General features: G+C 46.0%; 13 protein-coding genes, 2 tRNA genes and 1 pseudogene. 11 read left to right on the forward strand and 5 right to left on the reverse strand.

The features are described 5' to 3' along the window. Positions 1 to 386: 386 nt before the first annotated feature. Together B2899_RS14315 and B2899_RS14320 are read left to right on the forward strand one after the other, a co-directional pair. Positions 387 to 478, forward strand: a tRNA-Ser gene (locus B2899_RS14315). Between the two features lie 3 nt (positions 479 to 481). After that, a tRNA-Ile gene (locus B2899_RS14320) sits at positions 482 to 555 on the forward strand. A 306-nt stretch (positions 556 to 861) separates the two neighbouring features. Here B2899_RS14320 and tnpB read toward each other — a convergent pair. Together tnpB and B2899_RS14330 are read right to left on the reverse strand one after the other, a co-directional pair. Beyond that, positions 862 to 1967 (reverse strand): annotated as a pseudogene (gene tnpB, locus B2899_RS14325) (IS200/IS605 family element RNA-guided endonuclease TnpB). Between the two features lie 219 nt (positions 1968 to 2186). Then, positions 2187 to 2366 (reverse strand): hypothetical protein, encoded by a 180-nt coding sequence (locus B2899_RS14330; protein WP_146812288.1) that lies wholly within the window; start codon positions 2364 to 2366, stop codon positions 2187 to 2189. A 189-nt stretch (positions 2367 to 2555) separates the two neighbouring features. Between B2899_RS14330 and B2899_RS14335 the strand changes: the two genes are divergently transcribed. The 7 genes from B2899_RS14335 to B2899_RS14365 all read left to right on the forward strand — a co-directional run bounded on the left by B2899_RS14335 (position 2556) and on the right by B2899_RS14365 (position 7659). Then, positions 2556 to 3350 (forward strand): enoyl-CoA hydratase, encoded by a 795-nt coding sequence (locus B2899_RS14335; RefSeq protein ID WP_146812289.1) that lies wholly within the window; start codon positions 2556 to 2558, stop codon positions 3348 to 3350. 37 nt (positions 3351 to 3387) lie between these two features. Beyond that, entirely contained in the window at positions 3388 to 3876 is a 489-nt protein-coding gene (locus tag B2899_RS14340; protein ID WP_286886712.1) for a DinB family protein, read from the forward strand. Positions 3877 to 3891: 15 nt separating this feature from the next. After that, on the forward strand, positions 3892 to 4215 hold the full coding sequence (locus B2899_RS14345) for a thioredoxin family protein (RefSeq protein ID WP_286886714.1): 324 nt from the start codon (positions 3892 to 3894) through the stop codon (positions 4213 to 4215). A gap of 210 nt (positions 4216 to 4425) precedes the next feature. Further along, the gene (locus tag B2899_RS14350) at positions 4426 to 5100 is read left to right on the forward strand and encodes a 5-bromo-4-chloroindolyl phosphate hydrolysis family protein (RefSeq protein ID WP_146812292.1); all 675 of its coding nucleotides are present in this window, start codon (positions 4426 to 4428) and stop codon (positions 5098 to 5100) included. Positions 5101 to 5132: 32 nt separating this feature from the next. Continuing rightward, positions 5133 to 6254, forward strand: a complete 1122-nt coding sequence (locus tag B2899_RS14355) for a toxic anion resistance protein (protein WP_286886715.1) — start codon at positions 5133 to 5135, stop codon at positions 6252 to 6254. Between the two features lie 68 nt (positions 6255 to 6322). Then, on the forward strand, positions 6323 to 7237 hold the full coding sequence (locus tag B2899_RS14360; RefSeq protein ID WP_146812294.1) for a ribonuclease Z: 915 nt from the start codon (positions 6323 to 6325) through the stop codon (positions 7235 to 7237). Between the two features lie 95 nt (positions 7238 to 7332). Next, positions 7333 to 7659 carry a cupin domain-containing protein gene (locus B2899_RS14365; RefSeq protein WP_286886718.1) on the forward strand — a complete coding sequence of 109 codons (327 nt, stop codon included), beginning with the start codon at positions 7333 to 7335 and terminating at the stop codon, positions 7657 to 7659. Positions 7660 to 7784: 125 nt separating this feature from the next. On the opposite strand, the gene hcp is transcribed toward B2899_RS14365, so the two are convergent. Beyond that, complete coding sequence (gene hcp, locus B2899_RS14370; RefSeq protein ID WP_286886720.1) at positions 7785 to 9083, reverse strand: hydroxylamine reductase; 1299 nt, start codon at positions 9081 to 9083, stop codon at positions 7785 to 7787. Positions 9084 to 9324: 241 nt separating this feature from the next. Between hcp and B2899_RS14375 the strand changes: the two genes are divergently transcribed. Then, positions 9325 to 9981 (forward strand): HAD family hydrolase, encoded by a 657-nt coding sequence (locus tag B2899_RS14375; protein WP_286886723.1) that lies wholly within the window; start codon positions 9325 to 9327, stop codon positions 9979 to 9981. Positions 9982 to 10149: 168 nt separating this feature from the next. Continuing rightward, positions 10150 to 10551 (forward strand): hypothetical protein, encoded by a 402-nt coding sequence (locus tag B2899_RS14380; RefSeq protein WP_146812297.1) that lies wholly within the window; start codon positions 10150 to 10152, stop codon positions 10549 to 10551. Between the two features lie 544 nt (positions 10552 to 11095). Here the strand turns inward: B2899_RS14380 and ybaK are convergent. Together ybaK and B2899_RS14390 are read right to left on the reverse strand one after the other, a co-directional pair. Beyond that, complete coding sequence (gene ybaK / locus B2899_RS14385) at positions 11096 to 11578, reverse strand: Cys-tRNA(Pro) deacylase (RefSeq protein ID WP_286886725.1); 483 nt, start codon at positions 11576 to 11578, stop codon at positions 11096 to 11098. 20 nt (positions 11579 to 11598) lie between these two features. Then, positions 11599 to 12147 (reverse strand): flavodoxin family protein, encoded by a 549-nt coding sequence (locus tag B2899_RS14390; protein ID WP_146811180.1) that lies wholly within the window; start codon positions 12145 to 12147, stop codon positions 11599 to 11601. Positions 12148 to 12527 lie beyond the last annotated feature (380 nt).

The raw sequence follows: 12527 nt of genomic DNA on the forward strand, positions 1-12527 counted from the left end.
TTTCTGTGAAAATCGTGAGGAAAGAAGGAGAGAAAGAGGAAAGGAGAGCCAGGGTAGAAAAAGGCGTTCGCCTTTTTCACCATTGAAATCATCCTCTCGTTCTTTTCTCTCTTTTCCTTCGTACCGCAAAAGTCAGCCGCCCTTCCCTTCGTTTTCATGGCAAAGCTTATGGCTGAAAAGCCATAAAGTTTTTAAAGTGACGGTTTCCCTTATCATAGTGACAATTTTGTATTATGTAAAGGAAACGAGTGTATAATTTGCTGGGTAATGTGGAAAAACAATCGATTTTATATCTTTTATGGATGTCTGAAAAAATGCTTGCATATTCGTAGAAAAATATGATAAATTTCTACATATCGCTTGTAATTGGCAACACATACATAAAAGGAGAAGTACCCAAGAGGCTGTAAGGGGCTCCCCTGCTAAGGGAGTAGACGGGTTAAACCGTGCGAGGGTTCGAATCCCTCCTTCTCCGCCATGCGGGCCTATAGCTCAGTTGGTTAGAGCGCACGCCTGATAAGCGTGAGGTCGGCTGTTCGAGTCAGCCTAGGCCCACTTTTGTTTATATTTATAAAGACAATTATGACTCCGGGCAGCCGGGTCTTTTTTGTATAGAAAATTTGCCGGTCCGGCCGAAGGGCCACAAAGCGGCCGCTTGTTTTCTGTGTGGAAAAAGAACGAGCGGCAACGTCCGCGAATTTTTCTTAATTTTGAACACTCCCACCACTTAAAATCTTACCATTTTTGAAGTGGGGGATTCCTGGGTCGTCCACTCTACTGAGCAGAATGAGTACGGTCATCTAGGATGTTGTTTCGGTTCGTACCACCAGGCTACCTCCGCAGTTCCTGCGGTTGGTTCGCTTACGCTAACAGTCTCATCCCTTCTCGCAAAATATTGATAGCGGCATTCGTATCGCGGTCATGATGCGAACCACACGCAGGGCAGTCCCATTCACGCAGGTTCAAGTCTTTTACGTCCTTGTTTCGGTATCCACAACCAGAACACAACTGACTCGATGGAAATCCCTTACTCACAATGCTGATCGTACGTCCGTACCATTCCGCTTTGTACTCCAGCATCGACCGGAACTCCGACCATGACGCATCGGCGATGGCCTTTGCCAGATTGTGGTTTTTTACCATATTTGACACCTGCAAGTCCTCCAGGCAGATCGTTTGGTTTTCACGAATCAGCTTTGTGGACAACTTATGCAGGAAGTCTTGCCGGGTGTTGCGGATTTTCTCATGCAGACGGGCCACCTTGATTCTTGCTTTTTCACGGTTTTTCCCATCCTTTTTCCTGCGGGAAAAGATGCGTTGCCAGCGAGCAAGCTGCGATTCATACCTGCGTAGATATTTCGGATTTTTGACAGGCGGTTCCCCGTTCGATAAAACCGCAAAATGCTTGATTCCCAAATCTACACCGACATTTTGATTGACTCTAGGCAACGGCTGAATCTCTACTTCGCATAGAAGGGAGACAAAATATTTCCCCGATGGATGGCGGCGAATCGTAGCGGAAAGAAGACGCCCTTCGATCTCACGACTTTTCGCAAAGCGAACAAATCCGAGTTTCAGCAACTTGATCTGATTGCCTTCCACCGCAAGATTTCCGTTTGTCTGTTTTGTGGTGTACGACTGAACGGGATGCTTCTTGCTTTTAAAACGCGGCCTGTCATTTTGTTTTTTAAAGAATCGCGTAAACGCATCCGCAAGATGTCGCACAGACGTTTGAATGGCAATGGAATCGACTTCTTTTAGCCATTCATACTCTTTTTTTAATGCAGGAAGTTGGGGGCAGAACATGTCCCATACGTGAGACCTTTTCCTGTTTGTTTGAAGGCATCCTTCCACGATGCGAGGAAATGGTTGAACACGAATCGGCAACATCCGATGGTTTTGTGGATGAGCGTTGCCTGTTCCACTGTAGGGTAGAGACGAAACTTGAATGCTTTGTGCCGTTTCATTCGTTTTTCACCTCCTTCGATTGCGTATATTTTACAGAATCTAAAGAGGAGAGAAAAGAACAGTCGAACAATGGACGTGCCAGAAGACACGCCTTGTCTGAAGCCCATTCATCCCCCACTTTCACTTCACTTAGAAGTGGGAGTCTTCTCGGCCGATATGATAAAAAATAAAGCGATACCAAAAAAGCGATCTGCAACTAAGGCGGATCGCTTTTTTGGTTACGTAAGAGAGTTGGAGCCTACGGAATTCTCTTTTTTGTTATGCATTTTGCGAATAAATTCTTTTGTTAAAAACATTTCAAGTTCCGAAAATGTCCATCCTATTGCTTCCGCAAACTGCTTTAATGTCTCCTTCTCTTCTTCCGTCATATGAATTTCGATATATGATTCCCTTGCCATGCTGTTTTCATTCCCCTGATGAATTAATATTGCTTTACTATCTTTACACGTTTCTGCGAGTCATGCAAACACTTTTTATTCATTATCAACTATAACCTATGATTTTTTTAAAAGAGCTGCTATGATTAAAATATTGAAAATTTTAACTATTAAATAAACGTGAAAATGTGTAGAAGGAGGAAATTGGGTATGACAGATACGCAGACGGTACAATACAGCAATATTTTGTTTGAAACGAATTCCTCGATTGCCTACGTAACGATGAATCGCGCTAAAAAACGTAATGCGCTTTCCCTTGGGCATATGCAGGAGCTGATTCATTGTTTCGAAAGCATCGCAAAGAACAAAGAGATTGCGGTTGTTATCCTGAGAGGAAGCGGGCCAGCCTTCTGCGCGGGTCATGATTTAGGTGAAATGGTGGAGCAGGCGCCTGCCTTCTACCGTAATCTGTTCGAGGTGTGCACAAAATTAATGGAAACAATTCAAGCGATTCCTCAGCCGGTTATTGCGCAAGTACATGGTATTGCTACGGCAGCAGGATGCCAGCTGGTTGCTACATGTGATTTGGCTGTAGCAACAGAAGACGCCCGCTTTGCCACCCCGGGTGTGAAAATCGGCCTTTTCTGTTCGACGCCGATGGTAGCGCTTTCCCGCGCAGTAGGACGCAAAAAAGCCATGGAAATGCTGCTCACGGGCGAAGCGCTTTCCGCTGAAGAAGCGGTCATGGCCGGCTTAATTAACAGAGTCGTACCGGCAGATAAACTCGAAGAGGAGACCAAAGCGCTCGCACTAAAAATCGCCGAAGCTAGTCCATTTACCGTAGGAATTGGTAAACAGGCGTTCTATAAGCAGCTGGATATGCCCCAGTCTCTTGCCTACTCCTATACTAAAGAGGTGATGAGCCTGAACGCCACCGCAGCCGATGCCACAGAAGGTATTTGTGCATTTCTCGAAAAACGCCCACCGAATTGGAAAGGATGTTAATCTAAATAATGAATACAACATGAAAGGATGGGAAATCATGAAAAATGAATTTGTGGTAAAACAATTTACTATTGCAAGAAACCGCCTGTTGAGCGCCCTGGAGAATGTAACAGAAGAAGTGGCCGGACAAAAGCCGGAAGGGTTCAACAACAATATTCACTGGCATGCGGGACATATTCTGCTTGTGACCGAAGCATTCTTATTTACAGTTCCGACCGGCTCCGGGAAGCTTCAGAAAAATTATAATGAGTTTTTTGCCAATGGAACCAAGCCGGATGATTGGAAAAGCGCGCCGCCGTCCCTGCAGGAAATTATCGATCAGCTTAAAGATCAGGAAAAACGTGCCAAAGAAAGTGCAGCGGCACGATTGGATGAAACGCTGTCTTCTCCGTTCTCTCTACAATCAGGTTTGCGGATGGAGACAGTCGGAGAATTGATGAATATGGCCATTTACCATGAAGCGGTACATACAGGTTATATTAACGCCATGAAGCGTATAGTGAATAAGCAAGCGACAAGCTCGTAAAAAGGAGGGGGCGATATGAGGCAGCTAACACGGCTTGAAGACATCGAGACACTTATCGCTACCCACAGGATGAGTTTTCTGTACATCTCTCAGCAAACGTGCAGCGTGTGTCATGCCCTATTGCCGAAAGTGGAGGCCATGCTGCAGAAGTTCCCGCATATAGAGAGTTTGTTTGCACAAATCGATGATATTCCCGAATTGGCAGGAAGGTTCTCCGTATTTACCGCACCGGTTCTGCTTTTGTTTGTCGAAGGAAAAGAAGTCATGCGTAAAGCCCGTTTTGTAGCGATGGGTGAGTTAGAAGCGGACATACGAAAGTATTATGAGCTGGTTATGTGAACGACAAGCTGTAGGGGAACAAGGCAAGCACTGGTGAAACAGTCTTGCCTTGTTTTTTGTTTCCCCGTTTCTTCGCCATAATAAGGGTAAAGAATCAGTGAAACGTGAAAGAGTATAAACCGTATAAGTAATTAGAAACCTAATTAGGTTTCCGGGAAAGCCTATGGTAAGATAAAATATATGCCAAGGGAAATAACGGGGTGAGGCTCGATGAAAAGATTACTGACGACCGTATGGCGCATAATGCTTTCCGGTATGATTGCATTTGGAAGCTTATTTTTGTTTTTCTTTCTGTTTGACGAAGAATTTACACCCGCCTTTTTCGCAAGTGTAGCAGTCTTTGCCCTTTCGATGTGGATAAGCGGACGGCGCTTTGCGGCGCCTGCCACGCATGACTTCGATTTGGACAAGCAGGATCGCGTTTATATAAAGCAAAACTTACGGGACGCGCGCAGAAAGCTTAAAACCATTCGCCGTCTGCAGTTCCGTATTCGGTCCATTGCCATTTGGCAGAAGTCATCGCATCTGTACAAAGTGGCGCGCCGCATCTTGACGATTGTCGAGGAACAGCCATATCGTTTTCGTTCTGCCCGCAACTTCTTCGCAAGTTACCTTGACTCCACAATTACAATTCTGGAAAAATATACATTTCTTCTCTCGCAGCCGGTTCGAAACACTGAAATGACGATGGCGCTTAAGAAAACGGAGGCCATGCTTGACGATATTATTGCAGCATTGGAAGAGGAATTGATGCAGGTATTGTCAGATGATGTGCTTAATCTGGATGTGGAAATTGAGACATTGAAAAAATCGATTGGTACACGGTCTGAGCATACGCTTACGCTGCCGGAACGTGAAGAACATAAAGACGAAATCAAACGGTAGGAAAGCATACCGGAAGAAAGGGGAGATAATGGATGAGCCGCTCAAAAGAATACCCGTTCTTTATAAAAGCCGCAGAGCGTTTAGAAGCGAATAAGGAAACAAAACTTCCGCTTTCACGGAAACAGCAGATGCGGGTAAAGGAATTGGCGCGTTTAATCTCCCCGGAGCATCCACATACGCTGACACAATACGGGGCGGATATTCAAGGTAAGCTGGCCCGTCTGGCGGACGGCATGTTGAACCAGGTGCGTGCCCGGCAGACCGAAGAACAAATCGGAAGCATCCTGCGCACGCTGCTGGATAGACTGGGGGAGATTCATCCCGATGAAATATTTGCCGCCCAGCGCGGCTTTTTTGCTCGCTTATTCGGCTTTTCCTCTTCAAAAGCAAAACAAAAATTTCTGGCCCGCTGCCAGAAAACCAACCAGGAGATGGAACGAATGGCCGATACGCTGGAGCGCTTGCGCCACCAAATGCTTCGTGACATAACCATGCTGGACGTGTTGTATACGAAGAATAAAGATTACTTTAACGAATTGGATATGTATATCATTGCCGCCAGAGAGAAGTTGGAAGAACTGCGAGAACATACGCTGCCCTCTCTTCGGAAAAAAGCGGAGGAATCGGGGGGCGATCCGCTTCAGATGCAGGAATATATGGATATGGAGCGCTTTGCTGACCGTCTGGAAAAAAAGATGCAGGATTTGCTGATTAGCCAGGCTATTGCTCTGCAGACCGCTCCTCAAATACGGCTTATCCAGGAAAACTATGAGCTGTTGATGGAAAAAATTCGCGCATCCGTCTTGACGACGATCCCGCTTTGGAAAAGTCAGGTGGTAATCCTGCTTACGCAATTGCGTCAGCAGCAAGCACTCGCTGCACAAAGGCAGACAATGAAAGCGACAAAAGCGCTGTTGAAGCAGAATGCGGAAACGATCCACACCGGTAACAGGAAGATGGTTCACGAACAGAGCCATACGGCAGCCGAATTGGAGGCGTTCAAGGAGATGCAGGAAGAATTGCGAACGATTCTTGAAGAGACCCTGCATATTCAACAGGAAGGCAGCGAGAAGCGGAGGCAGATTGAACATGAGCTTTCACATATTGAACAAGATATGGTCGGCAAGCTAAGCAAAGCGAGCAATATCGGATAACGGAAAGGATAATCCGTTTGTTTCTTATAAATAAAAGACAGAAGTTATTTTTGCAGAGGAGAAGTGCCATGTTGGACATTGCTTTATTGGGCTGCGGTGGTACCATGCCGCTCCCGAAACGCTGGCTTACGGCCATGCTTGCTTCCTATAACGGTAAGATGGTACTTATCGACTGTGGAGAAGGAACGCAAGTAACGATGAAGATGCTCGGCTGGGGGTTTAAGTCGATTGAGGCGATCTGCTTCACCCATTACCACGCCGACCATGTGGCGGGCCTGCCGGGCCTGCTGTTTGCGATCGCCAATGCCGGAAGGACGGAACCGCTGCTGCTTGTCGGTCCACCCGGACTCGTCCAAGTCGTACAGGGTATGACGGTAATCGCGCCGCATCTCCCGTATGATCTTCATCTGGTCGAAATATCGGATCAGAAACCTACAGAGCAGCGCATCGGAGACTTTATCGTACGAACGCTACCTGTTTACCATACAGTGCCCTGCGTCGGTTATACGTTGGAAATCAAACGGGGGCGGAAGTTCAATCCGACAAGAGCGTCAGAGCTGGCTATCCCTCTGCCCTTCTGGGGCCGTCTACAGAAGGGAGAAACGGTTACCTATAAGGAGAAGACCTTTACGCCCGATATGGTGCTTGGAGAGCCGCGCAGGGGCCTGAAAGTGGCCTACTGCACTGATACACGGCCAGTAGATGAATTGGTTGAGTTCATTCGCGAAGCCGATTTATTTATCGGTGAGGGCATGTACGGAGACGCGGAGAGCTTGCCTAAAGCCGAAGAGCATCGCCATATGCTGTTTGAGGAGGCGGCCGTGCTGGCCCGGCAAAGCGGTGTAAAGGAGCTTTGGCTCACCCACTACAGTCCTTCGCTGCATGATCCGGAAGAATACATTGAGGTTGCTCGTCGCATTTTTCCGGAGACGAAGCTCGGGCATGATCGTATGACGACCAGTCTGTTTTTCGAGAAGGAGTAAATATTTGCGTGAAAGGTGACGATTGTCACTGAATGTATGCACACCAGGCCTTATGATAGACAAAAAGACAATAACAAGGTCTGGAGGCTATAATCATGAAAGTTGCAGAATTAAAAAATTTGTTGGAAGCTCGGACCATTGGCAAGACGAGCGTATTGGAATTTTCAAGCGGAGCCGTTATTAATCTGCAGTTGAAGGCGGGACAGAAGGTTGGCCGACATCATACACCGAGTGACACAATCATACATGTCGTCTCCGGCCGGGTACGGTTCGGCGTAGGGGAAGAGACGGTGGATCTGACAAAGGATGTTGTGCTGCATATGGATCCGAAAGAAGAGCATGAGCTGGAGGCGCTTGAAGATACGAGCCTGCTGGTGATTAAAATAGGAAGCGACACGACGTGCGGCGTGAGCAAAAACTAGAGGCGGGGAGATGCTTTCCCCGCCTTTTCTTTTTATGCATCGATAAGAAAAACTCGCGGGCCAAACGTTAAGCTTCTGTTGGGGGTGAGGAAACGTTTGGCCCGCGAGTTTTTAGTAAGGTTTATTTAGTTTGCGGAAAGAGCCAGCATGGTCTTCATGTCTTCTTGTGCATTACCGATGAGTTTAAGGCCAAATGCTTCTTGCAGTACGCTCAGTACGCCCGGTGTAATAAATTCCGGCGGCTTAGGACCGATGCGGATATCTTGAATTCCAAGACTGAACAGGCCGAGCAGGATAGCTACCGCTTTCTGTTCGAACCAGGAAAGCACGATGCTGACCGGCAGCTCGTTAACTTCACAGCCGAATGCGTCGGCGAGCGCCATAGCAATCTTTACCGTAGAGCCGGAGTTGTTGCACTGGCCAAGATCGATATAGCGCGGAATGTTTGTACCCGGAACTGTACCGTAGTCTACATCGTTGAAGCGGAACTTACCACAGGACGTTGTCAGAATGACCGTTTCCGGTGGAAGGGACGTAGCGAGTTCGCGGTAGTATTCGCCGCCTTTGCCCGGTGCGTCACAGCCCGCGATAACAAAGAAACGTTTGATTTTACCTGCTTTTACCGCATCGATGATTTCCGGAGCGATACCTAGAACTGTTTCGTGATGGAAGCCTGTAAGCAATGTTTGATCAGACTCAATATTGGCTTCTGGAAGCTCCAGCGCACGTTCAATGAGCGGAGTGAAGTCATCATTTAGGATTTTTGTTACGCCTTCGAGTCCGGCTACTTCATAAGAGAAGAAGCGGTCTGCGTATGTGCCTTTAATCGGCATCACGCAGTTAGTGGTGGCCAGGATGGCACCCGGGAATTCTTCGAACAGACGGCGCTGGTCGAACCATGATTTACCAATGTTTCCTTTCAGGTGCGGGTATTTTTTAAGTTCCGGATATCCGTGCGCCGGCAGCATTTCCGAGTGAGTGTAGATGTTGATGCCTTTGCCTTCAGTTTGCTTGAGCAACTGCTCGAGCGCAAACAGGTTATGTCCAGTAACGACAATGCATTTGCCTTCGATTTTATTCTGAGACACGCGAATTGGCTGCGGAATGCCGAGACGTTCCGTATGGGCGCGGTCAAGCAAATCCATAACACGCACCGTCGCCTGGCCGACTTTCATCGCCATGTCGATATGTTCCTGCATATTGAAGTTGGAGTTCGTTAATGTGAGGTACAGCGCCTCATGCGTCGTAGCATCCACAAACGGGTCGGAATAGCCGAGCTGGCGCGCGTGTGTCGCGTACGCGGCAATTCCCTTCAGACCGAAAATGATTGTATCCTGCAAGCTTGCGATGTCTTCATTTTTCCCACATACCCCGATAACTTTGCATCCGCCGCTTGGCGTTTGTTCGCATTGATAACAAAACATTTGTTATGCCTCCCCCTAGCATTGTTCCACCCTGTTGTGCCGGGTGAACCTTATAGTGCAACTATAAAGGGGAGAAGAGGAAAAGCCTGTGATACTTATCACAGATAAGGTACGTGTCACAGAATTTTCAAATTCAACTAATATGAAGAGGTTTTCGCGCTATATCGAAAGTTTATTCATGAAAGTTTCCGCCGTAACTTCTACAATGAAGATATATAGAAAGTAAGACAGGAGGAAAATAATGAAGAAACAAAAATGTCGTTACGGACTTATTTTTGATATGGATAACACGCTGCTTCAATCGAATATTGATTTTGCAGGAATGAAACGGGCTGTATTTGAACTGCTTACGGAGAGCGAGCTATGCAAACCGGATCTGGACTGGCGCAGTTATACCGCGTCCCAATTAATTGAGATGGCAAGACAGTCAGGCAGACTAAGAAAGGAAACCGAGGTGCGCATCTGGGATACGGTAGCTGAATTCGAAAAGGAAGGAATGCATGGGGCGAAGCTGGAACCCTATGTGACCGAGGTGCTTGATCAAATCTGCGGGGATTGCCATCTTGTTGTGCTAACCAATAACGCCTGCGTAGCCGCACAGGAAGCATTAAAAGAGACGGGAATCGGTCATTATTTCGATTATATCGTCGGGCGGGAGCAGATGACGGCACTTAAGCCGTCACCTTCAGGCGTTCATTATATCCTGCGCCATTATCCCGATGTACCTGCAGAGCGCTGGATGCTGGTCGGGGACTCCTGGATTGACGGCAAAGCCGCACAGGACGGCGGCATTAAATTTGCCGCTTACAGGGGAAATAGCGACGATATGAAGAAGAAAGGGGTATACCCGGTTGCCCGCTTTACCGATATGCGGGAATTGGTAAACCTTTTGTTGTAGAAGAAACAGAGGTCGCAAAGTTCTTTAAAAACTGTTGAAGGATTCGAAGGTGGTAAGGAACACTCAATTTAAATTCTGATAAGAGTGCTTATATCTATTTCTAATAAGTGGTAAAATTAATTAAGATATTTTATGTTAGAAGGAAATATGATTAAGGGAGATGATGTTATGAAAATGGATAAAGTCATTATTGCTTTAATTCTAGCGATTATCACCGGATATTTCTATAGTAGTTATGTAAAATCAATTAATAATACTCGACCTTTGCAACTGAAAACCCATAAAGTATCTATTCCGATTAAAAAATATAGGGTACTGATCTTTACTAATGAATCTACATCTTATATTAATAAACGATTTGCTCAACCACAGTTTTTAATTAGTTACCCTGTAGAAGAAATATTATTTTTAAATGAACCTTCTCGCGAGAAACAATTTGAACAATTTAGAATAAATGATTTTCCAACTATTATTTTACTAGATGAGAATAACAAAATCATGTTACGTTCAAGAGAAATAGACCCCGTGATAAAATTTTTGAAAAGTAAAAATATTTCTAAGCAATATTAGTAAACCATTAGTTTGAAGTATCGGGGACTTCTATTTTCTGCATCTTTAGTAGGCGCAACATCAATTGAATCTCATGAGTTAAATAGCTCTAATAACGTTAATCCATCTACTATTGTGCAACCTAATGATGTTTGGGTTACTACATACGTAGAAGTGGATAGATGGTATGGTTTGACTGATACATGGCCTGCTTCAATATACTATACTGGCGAAGAAGGAGTAGGAGAATTAACGGCAAAATCAATAAAGCGATGGGGAAATTCATGTATTGTTACATATGGTGGTATAGTTGGAAAGTACACCGATAGAGGATACTAACAAGATGTAAATAACTTTTATATCTGAGCCCTGAGCCGTGTGCTTGATTAGAAGACGAAAAAACTGAAGAATGTCCATACCGAATAGACGTAGATTATGTGTCTAATGTCTAATATTGAAAACGTTGCTTAAGAATGTCTGTTTGAGACGGATAAAACAGAGGGAGAGGCAGGAGCGGAATGTTTTAATCCGCTCCGTTTTATTTGTGCTAGTATATTACATCCGATTATTCTCCTGCTTTAGAGATGCTGCCGCAGGTTGCACCCGTGGCGGTAAGCAGGTCCTTTGGATTCAGGAGAATCACGCCGCCCCGGATGCCTGCGCTTATAGAGATTGTATCGTGCTGCAGAGCCGCTTCTTCTAAAAAGATGGGGAATTTCTTTTTCAGACCGAGGGGAGAGACGCCCCCCCGGATGTAGCCTGTGAGCGGCTGCACATCTTTCAGCGGTACGACCTCGGCTTTTTTGTTTCCGCTAAGCAATGCGAGCGCCTTAAGATTCAATTCTTTATCGCCCGGGATGCAGGCAAGGATTACACCCGTTTTATCACCGCGGGCCACAATGGTTTTATAGACTTGATTGAGCGGGAAACCGATTTTTTCCGCAACTGTACCGGCGGACAGATCGGATTCGTCCACCGTGTATTCGCGCAGCTCATATGGAATCTTCATTTGATCGAGCTGGCGCGCCGCGTTTGTTTTTTGCGCCATTGTTTCTTCTTCCTCTCTGTTTATTTCCGCATCTGCGCAAGTTTTCGGTTGAGTTCCCGAGCCTCGAATAAGGCTGCAGCATCGGAAAGAACATCACCCGGCTTGCTCCCTTCGCCGATGATATAGCCCGCAAACGACATGCCGACAAAGTCGAATATGTAGGCGAACTGCTGGATGAGCGGCAGGCCTTTGAGCCTCGGGTTATCGCCGCCGGCTATGATAACGTATGCCTGCTTCCGGCTTACCTCTTCTTTGAAATTGTAATCGGATGAACGCAGGCTTTGCGACCAGCGATCGATAAAATCTTTCATAACGCCGCTCATACCGTACCAGTAGAGCGGAGTAGAAAAGATAAGGATGTCGTGCGTAAGCAACTGCCGGACGATGTCCTCGTAATCGTCGGCTACAGGTTTGAATCCTTCCGGGGTATGGCGTTTGTCCACAATAGCCTGAATCTGCCTGTCACGCAGATACACACGTGTATGGTTGATATTCTCCACGACTTTATTGGTAAGCAGTTCCGAATTGCCTCTCTCGCGGGAGCTGCCGTACAGTACGAGTATGCTCATATTTTCCTCCTGATTAGGTAGAATATGATTTATCTCCATTGTAGCAAACTTCTCCCCGTAATGAAAAAGGTGGAATTTCCAGTTCATTTCCATAAAAACAGACGATGAGAAGATGATAAAGAAAAGAGGAAAAGCCATTCTGTTATATTCAAAACATGGAATATAGGCTATAACAGAAGTGGGTGCAGGAAGGAAAAATCTGTTGCTTTTCTTTGTTTGTTTATAAATATTTTTTGCGTAAGGATATGATCGGTTAAGCTTAACAGGGAGAGATATAGAAAAGGATTTATGCATTTTTTATGCAATGCCCTGGTTAGTTGTAGTTGCAATCAATGGTAAAATAGAACATGGAATATACGGCTCGTCTGGCTCGCCAGCCA

Origin of the sequence: Aneurinibacillus sp. UBA3580, from assembly GCF_002375825.1 — a bacterium.
Lineage (GTDB): Bacteria > Bacillota > Bacilli > Aneurinibacillales > Aneurinibacillaceae > Aneurinibacillus > Aneurinibacillus danicus.